This is a genomic window from Gracilibacillus sp. YIM 98692, assembly GCF_010993965.1.
In the GTDB taxonomy this organism is placed as follows: Bacteria; Bacillota; Bacilli; order Bacillales; family Amphibacillaceae; genus Gracilibacillus.
On sequence record NZ_WIXM01000004.1, the window covers coordinates 195,544 to 211,206 of the forward strand.

The window sequence follows — 15,663 nt, forward strand, 5'->3', positions numbered from 1 at the left end:
TTACCCTGTTTTAATGTCGTGAAAATATCTTTTTGAAGGAGGGATTATGATGAATCATTCCAGCAATTTAAATCCCATGTTTAGACAGAATCAAAATACCACTTCTTATAGTCGACCTGTTCCTACGGTTAAAAAGGGAACAAAAAGAAAAACTCGAAAGGATAAGAAAAAAGATATTAAAATCCCTTTAACTGCGAATCAAGAGCGGACCTTTCGAAGATTGGCTTACGAAAGAGGGATGTCTTGTACATCGTTTGCAGCTTTCCTTGTTATAAAAGGGATGGATTATAACCTTGAATTTGAAGAAGTCAATTATTACAATGCGTCAAATACGGTTCATGCAAAACTATCAAAAGAGCAACATGAACAATTATTCTCTTATTCGTTAATGTGGAATTATAAGAGCATGCGTAAAACAGCACATCGTATATTGATTGGGATGTTAGAGTTTCTAAGTAACGAGGTGAAAATAAAATGAAATCATTTAGCAAATATAACTTAATCGCTAACGAAATCTCGAATTTAGATAACATAGGTAAAAAGAGGACTTTCTTAGATATAGTGGAATGCTTTTTTGATAAATTCATAGGTGGATTTTCTTTCAGCATTAAGACTCCCAATTACCTTTATATTCGTGCTAAAGTGCTTTGCGATGATGTGTATGATTTATCCGGTTATTCTATGGAAGTAGAAGAGATTGTTTATCTTCTTTATAGAGATTTTTTACAATCGGTAAAAGAATATGATGATCCTGTTTCGATCTATCAAATGATGTTTCTTAGGATTGAGAGCGATAGTAAATTACATATCCAAGAGAGGTTTTATAGTGTAAAAGAGGATATGAAGTCTGTACAGTACCTCAATGTGGCGATGAAAAAGAAAGACGTACTTCGTGGAGAGATATTTTTACGTGATTTAGAGAGCCGGATACCTAATCATGGATTAACGGTAGAAGCAGTTATCCAATCGTTATTCAATGATTTTTTGAATGAATATGTAAATGGATCTTCTCAGAAAGTAATTGGTCAATTAATCGAGAGGTTGGAAGACATAGAATAAGGTTTTTATCGATAATGGCAGCTTTTAGTGAGCTTGATCAAATGATTAAAGAAAAACAAAGTTCAGGAATTAAATTAGCCAAGCAAAAGGGGGAATATCGAGGAAGGGTAAAAAAATATACAGATAAACATCCAGGGATGAATCATGCCATGGAATTACGAAAAACAACAGATAAAACAGTAAAGGAGATTTGTGCAATAACAAGAGTCAGTCAGGCAGCGTTTTATCGTAAACTAAAAGAAATGGAAAAAGATAATTCATAGTTATTGGAATTTTTTTACATATGGCCCCTCAATCTGCGAATCGTTTCTGTACCCCAACATAAAAAAGATTCTACCTTCAAAATGTATTATTTTTCTAAATCAGGGTAAAAATAAGTATAAGATTGTGAAAAGTTGTACTTAAACTTAAAGAGGCATATAGGTTTAACAAATACAGATTAGAATTTCAAAGGGATCAGAGGTGATATAGTTGAAAAAATTGTGTTTGATATTAGTACTCACTGCATTCTTTATTACGGGATGTAAGATTAATGAAGAAAGTACACCTAAAGAAAATGATTCTAATCGGAATACTTTCTTAGCTGAATCTTCTTCTAGCCAAAATTTTTTTACAAAGTCTTTAATGGTTCCTTTATCTCCTGATTTAACCAAGTATGATGGGATGTTTTATAGAAACATTGATGATGCAAATAAAGAAGAAACTGAAAACGATAAACAGGAAATTTATGTAAAGAACAAAACGGGCGAAAAAGAACCTATAATTTCCTTTAAAGGGACTATTGATAGAATTGAAAATGGTAAAATGTATGTTGATTGTTCGGATGCAGTGAATAGAGCTAAAACTGGACCTATACCCTCAATCGGTTACTCTTGTTCAACTACACTCGAAAGTGAAACGAAGTTTATAGGCGAGAATAATGAACAAGTAGATAAAACACAAATAGAAATAGAACAATATGTTGAGGTAGTACTTCAAAGTCCCGAGGACATTAACGAAGATGCAAAAAGTAGAAATGTGATAGCAAAAGAAATAAGAATAATCGATGCTAATTAAATCGGGGCGCTAAAGTAATTAAAAGACTTTCACTATACAGCTAATTATGCACTTCTTGTAAAACATACCGCCATTTAAAATATAGAATAATTCTTAAAATGTGTATTAGATTCAAGAACAACCATAGAAACATCATAAAAAATTATGCTGATATAATTTCTCACAATCTTATAAATCAATAGTTTTTTTTGCGATTTAAATTGTGTCTACCCCCAACAAAGTATTATGGATCCAAAAAAACTGACTCGAAAGAGTCGAGTAAAAAACAACGACCTTTTGAGTCAGCATCTTTCAAATTTTAATTCAATATTGGGTACAATCCTAACTCCTCATAAATGTTTCTAGCATGAGTATAATACCCATCATACATACTTCCTTTTGCTACAACAATACCATTTAGTGTATTTCTATTATATACTGTTCCTCCACTATCCCCTTCATCTACAGTCACACCATCAACAGCTCGTTGATTTGAAACCTGTTTAGCACCGTCATCGTAATCGAGAGTTATATTTTTTGATTTTAGTACCCCACAGCTCGCACCTGATGTTGCTCCATTAAAACAAACCATTTGGCCAATATCCTCTTCATACCACTGCTCAAGATATTTTAATAAATAGGTTGATCCAAAAGTTTGATTATCTACCCCTCTTCCATGACTACCAAGGTAAATTCCCATAGCGTCTACGGACCCACCTAATTGATTATATGAGGAAGATGCATATCCCATGGTAGATCCACCCTGTGAAAAATATTCACCGGCATAACCACAGTGAGCTGCAGTAACAGCATAGTAATTATAACTTGATGAACGTGCGGCATACCCAGTTGTACATTTTCCATAACCCTGATCAGTATTTAAAATTCGAAGACCACCTATTATATCTTGATGATAATCTGTTCGACTTGAAACGGGTTCAGCTTCATTTTTATTTTGTTGCAAGACAACTTTTACATTATGTAGCTTTTCAAACTCCTTAACCAATTGTTTATCATAGCTATTTAATTTTTTTACAGTTAGTAAAATTTTTTGACCTGGGTAATCTGTTGCTACAATCACTATTTGATTATTTGTTCTCTCCTTTATAAAATTGATTAATATTTCTTTTTTTTCGTCTAATTCTTTTATTGTATTGTTTATTTTAAAAAATTCCACATGCTTTTTATACGGGTAATCCTTCGTTAGATATTTGAGATATTTTTCTTTTTCTGCTTGTGATAAATCTTTTTTTATTCCAATGTAAATAGTTCCTAAATTCTTTTGGTCTATATACAAACCACCATAGGATATATCCTCCTTAATTTCTTTTATCTTTTCTTTAATTTTTGATAAATAAACGGTCTGAATTTCCATACGCCTATCTATTTCTTTTTCTTCTTCTTCAGTTAGTAAAACTCCATATTTTCTCTCACTCGATTCATTATTCTTGTTTTTAACTACTTCTCTAAGATAATCAGTTGAATAGTTAAGTCCAAATTCTTGCCTAAATTTTATAGATTTTTGTTCATTTTCAAGAACGGTTGTAGCTTCTATATTTTCAGTTTGGTTCCAAAAAATAATAGAAGTCAATAACACAGTAAGAATCATTTTTGTCATTCGCTTCATCATACCACTCCTCTAAAAAAATAATATTTAAATACATAAAAGTTAAGGAAATTAAGGAAACCTAAATGGAAAGCTGTAAAGGAATAGACAAGGACTTGATAAGTGATTAAATTTCTTTAGTTTTCCTCCTAACATTATTATTTGGATAGTCCCTTAAATACACTTTCTGCGTTTATTAGTAAATTCCTCCAATTTTCCCAAAAAATATTTTAAAAGTGTATCCAAGTTTCAGCACTCAAGAACTGGCAATGACAGCTACTCTGAAGGAGTTTCCTTCTTCTAGTTTTTTATCATAAATTCGCTTCTCCATGTAAAACGAATGATTTGTACTGTATGAGGTTTTTCGTGTGCCAAGAAGTGATTATTTCCCTTAGTAATGGGGTTCCGTTCTACTCTGATTACAGTTATAATACGACCCTATAAAAAAATGCCACTTTCGGGCTATTCGTGTTTCTATTTCGTGGAGATTTACCCTTTTTTTTCATCCGTGATTATGCTTCTAGGATTACAATAAAATAAATTTAAAAAGATAAGTTTAGAAAAAGAAGATTTATCCAAAAAATTAGATAAAGTCGAAAAAATCAATGATTTTTAATAGAGCTTTTTCAAAAGAGATATACACAAGAAGAACTTAAAGCGGAATTTGATAAATATAAGGAGTTAGTAGCAAAAAAAGCATAAACGCTCAGGAAATTTGAGCGTTTAAAAGCTACCGTAAAAACACTTCTTATAGATATTTCGAAATCAACGTTTTCTTCCAATGTAACGCAGCATGTTCATCTTTTTCCATCTCTTTAGGCAGATAAATCTCTGTCGTTTCAATTTTCTCATGCCCTAGCGAGCGCATCACAGTGTATACATCAACACCTTCACGATAAGATAATATCGCAAAAGCGTGCCGGAAGGAGTGAGGGGTAACCGTTTTTCCTTCTAGTGATGGTAAACGTACCCGCTTCATTACGCTAGTAAAGTATTGTGATAAATATGACGGACTATACGCTTTGCCAGTAGAAGTTACCACGAGTGGCATATCTGCTTCTGACTCTTCAATAGACGGTACTAAACGAGCAGATCGCAAGCGGTTAATACTTTCGACTACTTTATCATGCAATGGTACAATCCGCTTTTTATTCCCTTTTCCAGTGATGTGTAAATAGTACCGCTCACGATCACGGTCATATTCAATATCTCCAACTTTCGCCTGGCATAATTCCTCATTTCGCATACCAGTTGTTAGGAGTAGATGAATGATACCAAAAATGACAGGTTGATCGATCTTTTCAGAGAAGAAGTCTAACAGATCCATTACTTCATAGACTCCTAAGTCACGATTTGGTCTTTCATCTCGATCTACTGTTGTAGATTTCATAAATCTTGTTACATCATGTTTAATGTAATCAACCTGATGCAAAAACGCAAAAAGTGTTTTATGATAGCATTTTTTCTTGCGATCGTAGCTGGAGAATATGACGAGTTTCTTACTATTAAATATGGGTATTTTTGAGAAAGCCATGTTTGGTATTTTTCCATGTGGGAAGCTGTAAGACTTTTAAATAGAGATCCGTCTTGGATATGGCCAAAATATATACCGATGAATTCCTGGTATTCGATCAAATGTGAAATGAAGGATAACAGTTCTTGTTTATAAGCGACAATTGTTCGTTCCGCTTTTCCTTTCTTTTCATCTAAGTTCTTTTGACGCTGCAGATAGTAGGCAAGTATTTCTTGATCGTTAAAATAAAAGAAGTCAGATTTCCCTTCTTCATCCGCTCGATGACGTTTTTCTACCAAGGTATCATAAGACAGAGTAGTGCTGAGTTCTGACAGTGGTTGCTTATGAGTTTGCTAGAGAATATGAAAATGTAGCAAAAATGGATATAGCTGCTACGTATAAAGATGCGATTGAACTTAATAGGGAGAAAATAGAAGGGAAATTAAAGTTTTACAAATTAGGATTAAGATTGCTGACTTGGGGATTTATAATTTTTATAATACATTTTCTTATAGAGGAGGTGATAAAGTATGTCATCTAGTAAAGAAAAAATTAATCGTCATTCTGGGTACGAAAATCAAGAAGGCCCAACGACTCGTGTTTTTCTTTCTATCCATATCTTTAAATCAGAGGGAACATAAGAAGAGATATAATGATAGTCCGATTTTAATAAAATACCATTTGGATGCAATTCAACCGTTCCTGACTGACAATGATCATTTAATATTGTAGCAAAATCATTATGCTTTTAGCTTTCCCTTTTTAATATAACGGTGAACCATTACATTTGTTACATTTAATTGTTGCGCTACCTCTGAAACAGTAAGCCCCTTCTTTTTGCTTTTCTCATAAAAAGTTATCACATTCAATGTCTACCGCTGATAACATTGTTGGTAACTCTAGCTTTGAGCGGGAGGAGGATGCTGACAATTGGCCTGATCATTGGTCAAAAGTAACTGAATCAGGGGAATCAGCTACTTATGAATGGGTAGATGCAGGAATGTTTGGAAGTAAAGCAGTTAAGATCTCTGACACAACTGGTTGGGCAACGGTTGCTTCTAAAAAAGTGTCTTATGATAGATCAACTCATGTAGCAAGTGCTTATGTCAAAACATCAGCAGCTGATTCGAAATCCTTTATTAAAGTCGAGTATTACGATAGCCAGGGGAGCTTTTTAGATCAGAAATTCTCGTATGGTATTACGGGGACACACGATTGGACAAGATTGCATTTGGTAGCTGATAATGCACCGACAGGCACTGCGGAAATCCTTGTCAAAGTAGGGGTAAATGCTGCAGACACTGGATCTACTTATTTTGACGGTATTCAGTTAGAGAAAGGTACGGTTGTAAGTGCTTATAATCTCGTAGAAAACTCCAGTTTTGAACGTGATAGTGATGGAAATGACATCCCTGATAATTGGACGACAAGTGGGAACTTATCTACAAATGATGAGATAGATACAACGGAAGTTTATGTAGGGAATAATTCATTCAAATTAACCGGGGAGTCACAAAAAGATAAATTTATTAAACAACACATTGATATCTCTGGTGACAGTACAACGAAACTTACCTTATCTGGTTGGTCTAAACAAAGTGATGCTGATCCAAATGGTGGTAATTATTTACTTCAAGTCGCTATTAATAATAGTGATGGAACCACGGATTGGAGTAATGCGCACGACTTTAGTAAAACAAAATCGGGTTGACAACACGTGGCTGCGGAAGTAAATCCAACTCAATCCTTTGATTCGATTGATGTCTACTATTATTATTACGACCAAACAGGTACATCATGGTTTGATGCAATGCGATTAGAAGTTGGCGCTTCACATAGTTTTTATACGTATGATTCGAATAAAAACTATGTAACAGAAGTGAAAGATCCGGATGGAAATACCTTTTCTTACGGATATGATACAGTAGGAAATCAAACCAGTGTAACGGATGGAAAAGGAAATCAGACTTCTTATGACTATAATGCGAATAACCAATTAACCAAAGTAACCGACCCGAACCTAAATGAAACAACCTATGGTTATGATGGCGAAGGCAATCGTACATCGGTTACGAATGCAAAGAATAATACGGCAACGTACAATTATAATGAATTTAACCAGGTTTCTGGATTTACGAACCCATTAAATCAAGCAACATCATTTGACTATGATAAAAACGGAAATCTAACAAAAGTGGCTTATGAAAATGAAGATACTGTATCTTACACGTATAATGATCTGAATCGTTTAGTTTCTGTGGCTTATAATGGTGTGACAAAATGGGATCTTGCTTATGATGCGAACGGTAATGTCACATCTATAACGGATGACAGTGGTAATACAACAACGTACACGTATGACAAAAATAACCGTGTCACGCAAATAGATGAAGGATCATCCAATTCAATTGCCTACGGTTATGACAATAACTCAAATGTGACGTCGATTGACATGACAGCTGGTTGCTTTATCAAGAAACAGCAGTAACCTTGCCAACTTCACGTACGATGAAAGAGGAAATATTTCATCGATTAAGAATGCAAATAATACGTATACGGCTTATGAGTATAATGATGCCAATCAAATGCAGTCGATTAAAAACTATGATGTGAATGGGAATGTCTTAAATTCCTTTGTATACAGTTACGATGCGAATAAGAATATTACAAGCGTTGAAACACAAGATGGCACTATCACGTATCAATATGATGCACTTAACCAGTTAACACAAGAAACGCTAACAGATGGTACAACGATTTCTTATGAATATGATAGTGTTGGTAATCGTACAACGAAAACCGTCGATGATGGAACATCCACTACGACAACATCATATACGTATGATGATGCCAATCAACTAACAGATGTAGATGGACAAACGTACACGTATGATGCCAATGGTAATTTAACCGATAATGGCGAGAAGACATTTATCTATAATAACAACAACCGTCTTATAGAGGTACAGGATTCAGGTACTACACTTTCATCATTCGAATATGACCGACAAGGCAGACGTATCAGTAAAACAACATCGACTGAAACGATTAACTATCATTATGATGGGGATTCAAACCAAGTCCTTTATGAAACGGATGCGAACAATAATATTGTTGCTGAATACACGTATGATCAACAAGGTCAACCAGTGACAATGACAAAAGGTGGTACAACGTATTACTATCATATCAACGGTCATGGTGATGTTACAGCATTAACGGATGAAAGTGGAAATGTTGTTGCTGAATATCAATATGATGCATGGGGGAATATACTTTCTCAATCTGGTACAATGGTAACGGAAAATCCATATCGTTATGCTGGATACCGTTATGACGAGGAAACGGGCTTGTACTACCTAATGGCACGTTACTATGATTCAAAAATTGGACGTTTTATTACAAGAGATTCATTTCATGGACTAACTATTGATCCTTTAACAATTAATCAATATGCATATACAACTAATAATCCAGTAATGTATGTAGATCCAACAGGACATAGTAAAGAAGGAGTCAATAAAGTAATATGGAGATGGTGGGGAGTAGAATTATGGTTGAGCCAATCGACAGTATCCTATATAGTCGGTGGTGGTATTAGTGCAGCTGCAACTATTTTAGGATTAATATTTCCTGGTGTTGGGACGGCTTTTGCTCTTTTAGCTCATTCTATTCTTCTTACTATCATTTATGACATTAAATTCGCAAAACCAGTAGTAATAGGAATGCATTGGAATTTGACTAAAAGATATGCTTATTATCAATAGTAAAGAGATAGTAGATTAAAATTACAGTTGTAAGGAGACATTAAATTGAAATTACGTAATCGTATATTAATTGGTCTTCCAACCATAATAGCGTTTAGTATTTTATATTATTTTATTATCCCAAGAGGAATATTTCAGTATTTTTTACTTGGGGTTACTAGCTTTATCATTGTTACTATTTTAAATAATATAAAAAAAAATAACTAGCCATAAAGGCTTCAGGACTCCCATCAAGGCTTTTTATTAGCAATACCAGTAGGTATTGTTATAATGAAAACTTATTATATTTTACTCCAAAAAGACAAAGATTATAAATCTGATGATTAAGTGAATATTCAACAGGAATGTTTTAATTGCAGGTGTCTTACCCAACTTTGGTATCTGAAAAAGATTGATAAGAAAATAGGCAGAGCCTCCGTGAAGATATAACTTTTCACGGAGGCTTTTTATATCTATAAACTACGCATGTTTTCACATTGATAATTTCTTTGATTTTGATACTGACATTAGAGATAAAAAGAACGGTGATAACTTAGTTAATAGGCTATCACCGTTTTATTTTGTGTATGTAAAGAGAAGACGATTCAACACGATTATCCGAATACCCTAAATAACTTTGGGTGAGGACCAAGGATAGAACGTTTGGAATTTAACGCCTTATTCATATTGCTTTAATAACTTTTAAATTTTTCTTGGTAAATGCCGATATACTCTATGACGGCAAAATACATTAGATTTTATCTTAAAGAAGAGGTGTGGAAATAATGAACAAAACAGACTAATTACAAAAGTAGCCGATTCGTCTGAAATTTCTAAGAAGAATGCTTCAAAAGCTGTAGATGCAGTATTTGATTCTATAAAAGATGGCTTATCGTCTGGCGATAACGTTCAACTTATTGGATTTGGGAACTTTGAAGTAAGAGAAATGTCTGCACGTAAAGGGCGTAACCCTCAAACTGGAGAGGAAATCGAAATTCCAGCAAGTAAAGTTCCTGCATTTAAACCAGGTAAAGCCCTTAAATATATTGTAAAATAAGGTAATATAAAAATACATTTGAGAGAAGTGGGGGAGGAACTATAAAAACTTGTTACTATCCCTGCTTATTTTTTCACTTCAATGTATTTGCGTGAAATTCTGATTTAACGAATACATATTCAAATAAGTTAAAATATGGTATAATAAAAAAAGATAGCTTTTTCTTACGAGTACTAGCAAGAAAAAACTATCTTTATTATATATCTTATTTTGATCAGATTGTTTTCACCATATCTTGATATGGGTACTCTGCAATCCTACATTACATTAACCGCATCTTGATACGGGGTTGTAATGTATATATTAATATATATTATTATTATTATTTTGTCAACAGGGGGTGTCTATGAGCCATATTAAGCCTTTACAAACGGAGTTAACAAAAATTTTCTTTGATGAAAGCGGACAAGGATCGGGTTCGGAAAGACCTGCTACTATGGGCGGTTTATTAATGCCTAATAAAATATATGATTCATCGGATTTTGATGATCTTAATAAAGCATTGCAAGAAAAGACTATTAAGCTACATTGGACTGAATATACGGGCGATATTAAAATGCGACAAGATATATTGGATGTCATTAATCTATTTTCAAAATATGCTAGTTTATGTCGTATGAATGTTATTAGTTATAATACTTCTACCCTTGAATCGCGTTATAAACTATCAAATCATGCTGGTAGCTTTAAAAAGAAGAAACGTGATAAAAAAGCATTAAATTATGCAACATTAATGATTTACACCAAAATACCTGAACGTATTTTCTATGGACTTCTTAGGCATTTCGGAAAAGACGTATATATCAAAACAGATATTTTCATTGAAAAAGAAGGTAAATACGAAAAGTATGATTTAGAAAAGCGTCTTGAGGAAAACTTAAATACACAATCCTTATATAGAGCACAGCAATATTGGGTGAATAATTGTAAAATGGTCCCAAAACAAGAAATGATAGGTGTAGAATTGGTCGATCTACTTCTTGGTATTATCCGTTTAATACTAATTAATCCTCCTATCCCCTTAGGGTTAACTGATGAGGAGTACAAAGAAAAGAAGATAAAAGGACAAGCAAAAAAACACCAACTAGTTATAGAATTATTGAAAGAACCTAAATTCTATGATTTTTTGTCTAACCTTAGTTACTATGAATGGGATAGTGATAGACAATTGCTTGAGATCTCATTTAAAGATTACCTTGATTTATTTATAAATTCTAATTATAAAGAATTTATTTAGAATAGAGCTGCAAATATCGATTGATGATGTATTTTGGGCATGGGGATATAATGTCGATAATGAAAAATAGCTTGGAAAGAACGAATTAGTCCATATAAAATTAGGCGGTGTTACAAAGGTGTTTTATAAAAATTTGGAAAAACTATTAGAAAGCTATGATGTTAAAATAGGTGAAGCAGCAATATATTTAATATTTGTTGCTTTAATATTATGGTTATATAAAGAATTTAAAACACAGCATCTAAAGGAAAAAGAAGAAAGAAGTAAAAAAATTGAAAACAGTTTAATCGCTTTAAACAATATTATAATTGAAGAATATCAATATAAGAAGGGGGTTAAAAAAGATAAAAATGATGTATTTATAGCTATCCGAAGCTCTTTTTCTGATATTGATTATTATTTATATAGAAGCATTTGCAAAATTTTTGATAATTCAGCTTTAGACGACGATCAAAAAATAGACCATATTTGTAAAGAGATTCATGCTGAAGTTGATACTTTGAATATTCAGAATAAAAATATTATTTATTTCAATCGCTTGACAGACCAACTAGATAAATTTTTAATCAAAATTAAAGATATTGTGACTCCAATCATTAACACGATAATTACTGTAATAATTACTAGCATATTTGTGGGTATATTATTAACCGAGGATATTGGATTTGTTAAGGGTGTTAAAGTATTCACCATATCAGTATTAGTCTATTTAATTCCTATGGTTATTGATATGTATCAAATCAAAAAATTGAAACCAATTAGTTATATTATTATTCCGTTTATTTTTATAACATTAATTATAAACTTGTTTTTTTCCAGTGTTAAAGTAATATCTATATCATTGTTTATATTTTTTGTAGCATTCATACTGCTTTTAATAATTGGAATCAGAAAATCAAATAGATTAAATTAGGTGTTCTTATTCAAGAGTAATTGCTCAACAATAATTCGTTAAAATTGTATTAACCATACTGAACATATGTTCTTAAAAGTCGCTAAATCCCTATACAATGAGGGTTTAGCGGTTTTTTTGTTTTTTGGTTTGGAAACGAAAGTGGTATTAACCTGTAAGGATCTCGATGGGATGACTGACTTTGCTAAGATTTATGGGGCAAAAGGGCTTGCTTGGTTAAAAGTAGAGGAAGATTCTTTAACTGGACCAATTGCGAAATTCTTCTCAGAAGAAGAACAAACGCAATTTAGGGAGTTGCTAGATGCAAAAGTAAAAACAGCGAATCACGAAGAAGAGGTACACAGTCAAGGACAAGCAGCTACCGCTGTGGCTAAGAGCATCTATGAAAAAGAAGTTTGGCCTAAAAAAACTGACTAACCTTTCTACTAGAAATGGGTTATTTACACAAAATTATTGACACACTCCAACATACATGATTTTACTAATTAGTATAAATAATTATACGTTTACGGGGAGGAGTAAAGTATGTCATTTGATAGTGTAATCGGCAAACTGGGAGGAATAGTTGAGAATCCAGAGGGTAAAGTAGCTTTATATTTCACTAGAAAAGATTATAAAGGAAGATATACTTCATATAAACCAGGGATATCCACACCTCTCCAGAAAGAATTAACAAAAATTGTAGTGGAAGCAATGAAGGGATTGAATAATAAAACTGTACTTCCATTCAATCCTTCAGGTTCATTAGATGACACAATTGAATATTGTGATTATTCATCCGTTGACAGCCTTTGGCATATATTAGAGAGTCTGGATGGTGACAGACTCTTAGAAAGTATTCCAGATGATATTTCTAAGTTTTCTTTTTATTGTTTAGTTATTCAATTAGAGGATGATGACAAGCTTTTAATTTTTAGAAGATTAACTAAGTTTAAAAAGTTACAGAAGGGTATAGTAGGAAGATTTATATCAGGTGATTTTGAACAAATTGATTCTGACCTTCTTGGTATTGATGGTCAAATTGACATAATCGGATATGATTCAGAATTAACTGTTGCAAATCATATTTCTATGGAAAGAATCTTTGATATAAAAACTCAATATCAAGAAAGTGCGAAGAAAACTCTTGCCATGATTAAGGAAACAAATAGAATAGAAAATTTTGAGCAGTTTGAAGAAGATAGTATCAACGATGGAAGGGTTATCCGAGGACTTACAAAGCTCTTACAAGACCCAGAAAGAGTTAAAAGAAGTTTGGAAAACATTGAAAAAGTGAAAGAACTAGTTGATGTAGTCGATTTAGATATAAAATTTTCCGAAGATGATAGTAAGTTATTGTATGAGAGAAAAGACCAATTACAAAATATTACACTAATTATTCGGGATGCTTATTATCAATCTTTTATTAATGAACGTCTTGGAGTAGATGAATTAGCTTAAATTAGGATGGAGGGTGGGTTGATTATGACGAATTTTTATAAATGGTTATTATTCATATCTTCGTATGCCCCTCTCTATCTTTTGTTAGCAATTAATAACTATAATTTTAATATAACACCGATGTGCTATATAAAACAGGTAACTGATAATATTCAACATTTAGTTTTTTGGATTGTTATTATTTTTCTTTTCCTTATTTCTATCCTTTCGGTTAGTTATTTTAAATTTATTAGTTTAAATGAAAGAAGGAAGGTACCAGGACTAAAACCAATAAATGAGGGAGTTCTTACGTACTTAATCCCATATGTAATTCCGTTACTTGAAATGAATATAAACAGTTTAAACAGCCTTTTAGTTAATGCTTTATTATTCCTAATCATAGGTATTGTTTACGTGAAGAGTGATTTGCTATATATAAATATACTATTAATTCTTTTAGGTTTTAGAGTTTATAAAGATTTAAATGGAAATGTGGTTATAACGGACTATAAAAGAGATGAGTTAACTGTTAGTCAAAATAATAGTGAAACGTTACGATGTCGCAAAGTAGTTAAGGGTGTATACTTAATAAGACGTGAGAAATAAGACTGGATTTTTTACCGTATAGGAAAGTAAGGAAGCAATCTCGAAGTAGTGGAAAATTTCAGGAAAATAGATAAGAGCAACTAGGCTACCGCACTGTGCCTATAGGCTTGGCGATAGCCAACAAAAGGGGATTTATTATATATTAAGTCGATTGATCGGTTTGGCAGAAATTCGAGAGAAATCAAAAAAGAGTGGGAAGAAATTACACAAGAAATGCAGACATTGTTGTATTAGATATGCTTTGTTAGATACTAGACAACACAAAGACTTATTAGGAACGTTTGTGAGTGAACTGGTATTACAAGTATTATCTTTTGTTGCAGAAAATGAAAGAGCCAACATACGAAAGCGACAGAAAGAGGGCATTGCAGTAGCAAAGTCAAAAGGGAAACATTTAGGCAGACCACGATTAAGTTTAGAAACATTATCGTCTGAACAGAAAGAAAAATTACATAAATATTATGTTGCTTGGAAGAACAAAGAAATTAAAAGCGTAGAATTTATGGATATGCTTGATTTAAAAAAAGTTCGTTCTATAAAATCATAAAAGAATATGAAAATGATAAAAAGCCTCTATTGGATTGTGAAATGGTACACTTAAACTAAAGGGCAGTAATGTTTAAGAAGAAGTGAAACTTTCCAGAGGTACGATTTCGTATACGAACATAAAGGCTATTAAATATAGGAGTTAGGAGTTGTTGTTTTATTTTTGATATTGCACTGTTATTTATTATTGCTTTTGCAGGTGGAATTGTAGCTATAATCGGTTTCATAGTTATCTTGGGTCGAAGGATTTCAGAACCAAAAAAAGAATTACAACAAAAAATTGATAACCTTGAAGAAGAAGTACGGAATTCAAAAAATAATAAATGATAATCTAAGCTATTAAGCTAACGGTGAGCAAGAGTTAAACAAGACAAACTTTGCTATTGATGGTCTTTTCTTTTTTGATAAGTTATTAGAATATTATGTTAATATAAAATGTAAAGATATTAAGTTAAACGCAGTTATTATATGAAGGTTTTACATATAAAGAACCTATAACTTTGCATAGGGGGGGGAAGAATTTGAAACTTAGACAAATGGCTGGTGAAATGAATGTATATTCGCATAAACCTGAAGGGTACGAGTGTCCATTTTGTCGTATTGTTTCAGGTATTGAGAAAAATAATAAAGGAACGAAACAAAGAGACATTATCTATCAAAATAAATATGTGACTGCATTTATTGCAAGTAAATGGTGGCCAAACAACAAAGGGCATGTTCTTGTAGTTCCTAATGAACATTTCGAAAACATATATGAACTTACTTCAGAAATGGCTGCTGAAATTCATCGTGCTGCTCAAATGACAGCGTTTGCTATGAAAAATACTTATGAGTGTGATGGTGTTTCTACTCGACAACAAATGAGCCTGCTGGAAATCAAGACGTGTGGCATTATCATCTTCACGTTTATCCGAGGTACGAAAACG

17 protein-coding genes and 2 pseudogenes are annotated in these 15,663 nt (G+C 32.6%); 16 read left to right on the forward strand and 3 right to left on the reverse strand.

The features are described 5' to 3' along the window. Positions 1-49: 49 nt before the first annotated feature. From GHD00_RS06765 to GHD00_RS06780, 4 genes and pseudogenes are all read left to right on the forward strand, one after another. Positions 50-478 carry a hypothetical protein gene (locus tag GHD00_RS06765; protein WP_163537390.1) on the forward strand — a complete coding sequence of 143 codons (429 nt, stop codon included), beginning with the start codon at positions 50-52 and terminating at the stop codon, positions 476-478. Next, entirely contained in the window at positions 475-1,059 is a 585-nt protein-coding gene (locus GHD00_RS06770) for a hypothetical protein (protein WP_163537391.1), read from the forward strand. The genes GHD00_RS06765 and GHD00_RS06770 overlap by 4 nt, the downstream gene beginning before the upstream one ends. Positions 1,060-1,061: 2 nt before the next feature. Then, positions 1,062-1,322 (forward strand): annotated as a pseudogene (locus GHD00_RS06775) (recombinase family protein); the annotation flags it as partial. Positions 1,323-1,530: 208 nt separating this feature from the next. Beyond that, the gene (locus GHD00_RS06780) at positions 1,531-2,115 is read left to right on the forward strand and encodes a hypothetical protein (protein ID WP_163537392.1); all 585 of its coding nucleotides are present in this window, start codon (positions 1,531-1,533) and stop codon (positions 2,113-2,115) included. A 298-nt stretch (positions 2,116-2,413) separates the two neighbouring features. On the opposite strand, the gene GHD00_RS06785 is transcribed toward GHD00_RS06780, so the two are convergent. The 3 genes from GHD00_RS06785 to GHD00_RS06795 form a co-directional block, all read right to left on the reverse strand. Then, the gene (locus tag GHD00_RS06785) at positions 2,414-3,721 is read right to left on the reverse strand and encodes a S1 family peptidase (protein WP_163537393.1); all 1,308 of its coding nucleotides are present in this window, start codon (positions 3,719-3,721) and stop codon (positions 2,414-2,416) included. Positions 3,722-4,448: 727 nt separating this feature from the next. Beyond that, positions 4,449-5,090 (reverse strand): tyrosine-type recombinase/integrase, encoded by a 642-nt coding sequence (locus tag GHD00_RS06790; protein ID WP_163537394.1) that lies wholly within the window; start codon positions 5,088-5,090, stop codon positions 4,449-4,451. A gap of 8 nt (positions 5,091-5,098) precedes the next feature. After that, positions 5,099-5,512: a site-specific integrase gene (locus tag GHD00_RS06795; RefSeq protein ID WP_163537395.1), complete on the reverse strand. Its 414-nt coding sequence runs from the start codon at positions 5,510-5,512 to the stop codon at positions 5,099-5,101. A 35-nt stretch (positions 5,513-5,547) separates the two neighbouring features. Between GHD00_RS06795 and GHD00_RS20895 the strand changes: the two genes are divergently transcribed. The 12 genes and pseudogenes from GHD00_RS20895 to GHD00_RS06845 all read left to right on the forward strand — a co-directional run. After that, positions 5,548-5,754: a hypothetical protein gene (locus tag GHD00_RS20895; protein WP_205600716.1), complete on the forward strand. Its 207-nt coding sequence runs from the start codon at positions 5,548-5,550 to the stop codon at positions 5,752-5,754. A 327-nt stretch (positions 5,755-6,081) separates the two neighbouring features. Beyond that, positions 6,082-6,924, forward strand: a complete 843-nt coding sequence (locus tag GHD00_RS21025; protein WP_240468623.1) for a hypothetical protein — start codon at positions 6,082-6,084, stop codon at positions 6,922-6,924. A gap of 6 nt (positions 6,925-6,930) precedes the next feature. After that, positions 6,931-7,701, forward strand: coding sequence for a hypothetical protein (locus GHD00_RS21030; protein ID WP_240468624.1), 771 nt, complete (start codon positions 6,931-6,933; stop codon positions 7,699-7,701). Positions 7,702-7,798: 97 nt separating this feature from the next. Then, a complete protein-coding gene (locus GHD00_RS21040; protein WP_240468625.1) occupies positions 7,799-8,980 on the forward strand; it encodes an RHS repeat-associated core domain-containing protein in 1,182 nt (393 codons plus the stop codon). A gap of 739 nt (positions 8,981-9,719) precedes the next feature. Then, on the forward strand, positions 9,720-10,016 hold the full coding sequence (locus GHD00_RS06810) for an HU family DNA-binding protein (RefSeq protein ID WP_163537411.1): 297 nt from the start codon (positions 9,720-9,722) through the stop codon (positions 10,014-10,016). Positions 10,017-10,362: 346 nt separating this feature from the next. Continuing rightward, positions 10,363-11,253, forward strand: coding sequence for a DUF3800 domain-containing protein (locus tag GHD00_RS06815; protein WP_163537397.1), 891 nt, complete (start codon positions 10,363-10,365; stop codon positions 11,251-11,253). Positions 11,254-11,371: 118 nt separating this feature from the next. Further along, positions 11,372-12,166, forward strand: a complete 795-nt coding sequence (locus GHD00_RS06820; RefSeq protein WP_205600717.1) for a hypothetical protein — start codon at positions 11,372-11,374, stop codon at positions 12,164-12,166. 156 nt (positions 12,167-12,322) lie between these two features. Next, positions 12,323-12,472, forward strand: a pseudogene (locus GHD00_RS06825) (GAD domain-containing protein); the annotation flags it as partial. Positions 12,473-12,691: 219 nt separating this feature from the next. Continuing rightward, positions 12,692-13,606, forward strand: a complete 915-nt coding sequence (locus GHD00_RS06830) for a Kiwa anti-phage protein KwaB-like domain-containing protein (protein WP_163537399.1) — start codon at positions 12,692-12,694, stop codon at positions 13,604-13,606. A 24-nt stretch (positions 13,607-13,630) separates the two neighbouring features. Further along, the gene (locus tag GHD00_RS06835) at positions 13,631-14,191 is read left to right on the forward strand and encodes a hypothetical protein (protein ID WP_163537400.1); all 561 of its coding nucleotides are present in this window, start codon (positions 13,631-13,633) and stop codon (positions 14,189-14,191) included. 283 nt (positions 14,192-14,474) lie between these two features. Beyond that, positions 14,475-14,738 carry a recombinase family protein gene (locus tag GHD00_RS21045; protein WP_240468626.1) on the forward strand — a complete coding sequence of 88 codons (264 nt, stop codon included), beginning with the start codon at positions 14,475-14,477 and terminating at the stop codon, positions 14,736-14,738. 520 nt (positions 14,739-15,258) lie between these two features. Next, on the forward strand, positions 15,259-15,663 hold a 405-nt coding region (locus tag GHD00_RS06845; protein ID WP_240468627.1), incomplete at its 3' end, for an HIT family protein.

Bases quoted from the DNA above. Each gene is read 5' to 3' on its own strand.
- GHD00_RS06765 (WP_163537390.1), top strand. From the start codon at position 50: ATGAATCATTCCAGCAATTTAAATCCCATGTTTAGACAGAATCAAAAT.
- GHD00_RS06770 (WP_163537391.1), top strand. From the start codon at position 475: ATGAAATCATTTAGCAAATATAACTTAATCGCTAACGAAATCTCGAAT.
- GHD00_RS06785 (WP_163537393.1), bottom strand. From the start codon at position 3,721: ATGAAGCGAATGACAAAAATGATTCTTACTGTGTTATTGACTTCTATT.
- GHD00_RS06790 (WP_163537394.1), bottom strand. From the start codon at position 5,090: ATGAAATCTACAACAGTAGATCGAGATGAAAGACCAAATCGTGACTTA.
- GHD00_RS21025 (WP_240468623.1), top strand. From the start codon at position 6,082: ATGTCTACCGCTGATAACATTGTTGGTAACTCTAGCTTTGAGCGGGAG.
- GHD00_RS21040 (WP_240468625.1), top strand. From the start codon at position 7,799: ATGCAGTCGATTAAAAACTATGATGTGAATGGGAATGTCTTAAATTCC.
- GHD00_RS06815 (WP_163537397.1), top strand. From the start codon at position 10,363: ATGAGCCATATTAAGCCTTTACAAACGGAGTTAACAAAAATTTTCTTT.
- GHD00_RS06830 (WP_163537399.1), top strand. From the start codon at position 12,692: ATGTCATTTGATAGTGTAATCGGCAAACTGGGAGGAATAGTTGAGAAT.
- GHD00_RS06835 (WP_163537400.1), top strand. From the start codon at position 13,631: ATGACGAATTTTTATAAATGGTTATTATTCATATCTTCGTATGCCCCT.